This is a genomic window from Micromonospora sp. NPDC049799 (assembly GCF_040656655.1).
Classification (GTDB): domain Bacteria; phylum Actinomycetota; class Actinomycetes; order Mycobacteriales; family Micromonosporaceae; genus Micromonospora.
In genome coordinates this window covers 1-3,631 of the sequence record NZ_JBFAMU010000497.1, presented here as the reverse complement: position 1 = coordinate 3,631, position 3,631 = coordinate 1, and the positions used below count along the sequence as shown (strand labels likewise).

Genomic DNA, 3,631 nt, shown 5'->3' with positions numbered 1-3,631 from the left:
CCCTGCGCCGCCGGCCGGGTCACCGTCGCGGGCGCCGGCTCCGGGGTCAGGGCCCAGCCGGTCGCACCGGCGGCCAGCAACAGCAGGGGTACGCCCACCGCCGCGCCGATCCAGCGGATCCGACGCGACGGGCTGATCCGGTCAAAGGGCACCAAACCACTCTACGGCGCGGACGTTAGGAAGGGCCCCTTGTTATGCAGATGGCGATAACAAGGGGCCCCTGCGAACAGGCCGGCGGCGCATGCTGCGCCGGAGCGCCCCCGGCCCGTTCGTCCTTACACCTCAGCTGAGGCGGGCGCCGATGTGGATGGCGACCGCGTCGTGGGCGGGGATGTTCGCGGCGAACCAGCCGCTGCCGTCCACCGTGATCACCGGGCCGCTGCACGAGCCGGCCGAGTAGGTGCCGTGGACGACGTCGCAGTACCGGCCCGCCGGGAGCCCGGCGTAGTAGGACCGGCCGTTGATCGCGTAGTCCTCGTCGTTGATGGTGATGAAGCCCTTGCCGCTCCGGCCGAAGGCGATGTGGTTGTTGCCGTTGTCGTACCAGTTGACGACGCCGGCGCCCTCGGTGGCGTTGCGGAAGCCGACCATGTTGGCGATGACGCCCCAACGGTGCTCGCACTCCCAGCCGGAGTAGCAGGCGGTGTTGAGGACCTTGCCACCGGAGTCCTGCGGCGGACCCTGGTCGCGCTGGCTGAAGGTGTAGCTGGACATGACGGTCGGCGAGCCGTACGGCCAGGCCAGCATGAAGGCGTTGGCCAGGGCGTAGATGCCCCGGTCCCGGTAGGTCAGCACGCCGGCCGCGTCGCGCTGGGTGTCGTGGTTGTCGACGAACACCGACGAGACCGAGCTGGGCAGGTGCCCCCAGCCCTCGCCGAAGTTGCGCAGGTAGGCGAGCTTCTCCGAGCGGAACACCCGGGCCAGGTCCTTGCCGTAGCGGAACTCGTGCACGTCGCCGTTGCCGGTGTACTCGTTCGGCGTGATCGGCTCACCGGCGCCGTAGATGACCTCCTGCACGATGTACGCCGAGCGGGACAGCTTGCCCTTGATGGCGGCGATGTCCCCGGCCGGCATGTGCTTGCTGGCGTCCAGCCGGAAGCCGTCCACGCCGAGCGAGAGCAGGTCGTTCATGTACCCGGCGATCTTCGTCCGGACGTAGTCCGACTCGGTCTTCAGGTCGGAGAGGTTGACCAGCTCGCAGTTCTGCACCTGGTACCGGTCGCCGTAGCTGGTGATCTCGTTACCGGAGGTGCCGCAGTAGTGGAAGTCCTGCGACGAGTAGATGCCGGGGTAGTTGTAGTGCCCGTACGACGAGCCGGCCCAGCCGGTGCCGCCGTTGTCCTGGCCGGACATGTGGTTGATGACCGCGTCCACGATGACCTTCACGCCGGCGGCGTGGCAGGTGTCGACCATGGACTTGAACTGCGCCCGGGTGCCCCTGCGGGACTCGATCCGGTAGCTGACGGGCTGGTACGCCACCCACCACTCGGAGCGCTTGACGTGCTCCTGCGGCGGGGAGACCTGCACGTACCCGTAGCCCTTCGGGCCCAGGGTGCTCTGACACTCGCTCGCCACCGAGGACCAGTTCCACTCGAACAGGTTGGCGATGACCTTCTTGGTGCCGGCGGGAGACGCGGCGGCCGGGGGTGCCGTCACGACGGTCGGCAGGAGCAGGCTCGCGATCACACCGAGGGCGGCGACCGCGGAGAAACATCGACGTCGATGCATCTGTAACTCCAGACGGGGGTGATGGGGACGGGGTGGTGGTGCCAGGGGGAGGGCTTCCAGTTGCCGGGATCTTGCAACCCGGCCTGAAATTTTCCGAAAGATTACAAGCGAGTTACAGGCGCTGTCAACGCATGGACATGCGTCACTACCGTCCGTCCGCGCACTGCGACGCACGGGCCCGTACACGCGCCCGACCGCCGCGCGGTTCGACGGAGTGACGAAAAATTCTTCGCCTCGGGTGATCCGCCGGCCGCGCCGTTCCGTACAGGAGGGGGAGCAGGGTCGGCCGGTGGCGCGCCACCGCGAGACGATCGAGGAGCAGATGGCCCGGGCACAGCAGAACCAGAAGGCCACGACGGTCCGGACCACCACCAGCAGCCGGGGGGTCCGCACGCGGTCCCGGGCGGCGGCGGTCCTGTTCGGTGTCTCCGCCCTGGCCGGGGCGTGGGCGGTCACCATGCTCACCGGCGTGGGCTCGACGGCGTACGCGTACGGCTTCTTCTTCACCGAGTTCTTCGCCGGGGTGATCACCCTGGTGTCGCTGAGTCTCACCGTGATGATGGGGCTGCTCGCCACCGACCGGCTGGTGCTGCTGATCCGGCACCGGGTGCTGCTGCAGTCGGCGCACCGGGCCACCGGCATCCTCGGCGTCGCCGGACTGGTCTTCCACGTACTGACGAAGATCGCCACCGGGCGGGCCTCCGCCACCGACGCGGTCGTGCCGTTCATCGGAGGCCGGGGCCTCTACGTCGGCCTCGGCACGGTGGCCGCCCTGCTGATGGTGAGCGTGTTCTGGACCGGCATCATCCGCGCCCGCTTCGCGGGGGTGGGTCCGAAGTGGCTCTGGCGGACCCTGCACTCCGCCGCGTACCTCTCCTGGCCGTTCGGAATCTTCCACGGCCTCAACGCCGGGCGGCCCGCGGCGCCCTGGGTGATCGTCAGCTACCTCGCCTGCGTGCTGCTGGTGGTGCTGGCGCTGCTCGTCCGGCTCTCGGTGAGCCTGGGCCGGCGCAGCCGGGAGCAGCAGCAGGCCACCGCCATCAACAAGGCCATGGCCGCCCGGCCCGCCGAGGAGACCACCAGTCGTTTGCTGCTCAAGGGTCTCGGCCGGCGCGACAAGGAGAAGAAGAAGACCGCGGAGCGGACGCCCGGGTGGGCCGACACCACCGCCGCCGGCTCGTGGACCGCGTCCGGCGGCCGGCGCCGTGACCCGGAACGGTTCACCGTGCCGGTGGTGCCCGAGGCCGGCTCCCTCCGGGAGCCGACCCGCCCCCCGCGCCGCCGCCGGGACGAGGAACTGGAGCCCGTGCCGGCCCGCTCCGGCCGGCGCCGGGACGATCTGGAGGCGCCCGCCGCCCGGTCCGCCCGACGACGGGTGGAGGAGCCGGACGAGCCACGGTCGTCGCGCCGCCGCGACACCGAGCGGGAGCCGGTGACGGCCCGGAGGTCCGAGGAGCGCGTGTCCCGCCGGGTCGAGGAGGAGCCCGCCCCGAGCGGTCGGCGCTACCGCGACGACGACGAGGTCGGCACCGGCCGCCGGTCGCGCGCCGACGTCCGGAGCCGCTACCCGGTGTCGCCGCCGGCCGGCCTCGAGGAGCCCGAGGAGCCGTGGGACAGCCCGCGGCGCTGGGAGACGACCTCGCCGATCTCGGCGGGACCGATCTCCGCGGGACCCATCTCCGCCGGTCCGATCTCGGCCGCCCCGCGCAGCGGCAGTGGCCGGCACAGCGCCGAGGACGACCTGCCCGAGGCCGAGCCGGACTACTGGCGGCCGCCGGCCCGGTACGTCGCCGAGGACCTGCCGCCCGGGCATGCGCACCGCCACCGTGCCGTTGGTGTCGCCCAGGTCCCAGCGCAGGCTCGGCGAGTGCTCGACGATGATCGTCAGCGCGCCCGGCCAGAA

At 71.3% G+C, this 3,631-nt stretch carries 1 protein-coding gene and 1 pseudogene; both read right to left on the bottom strand.

The window, feature by feature from the left end; all coding sequences use genetic code 11:
- Window positions 1-282 precede the first annotated feature (282 nt).
- The gene (locus tag AB0I76_RS25175; RefSeq protein ID WP_357040152.1) at window positions 283-1,728 is read right to left on the bottom strand and encodes an alpha-amylase family protein; all 1,446 of its coding nucleotides are present in this window, start codon (window positions 1,726-1,728) and stop codon (window positions 283-285) included.
- A gap of 1,807 nt (window positions 1,729-3,535) precedes the next feature.
- Window positions 3,536-3,631: pseudogene (locus AB0I76_RS25170) on the bottom strand (threonylcarbamoyl-AMP synthase); the annotation flags it as partial.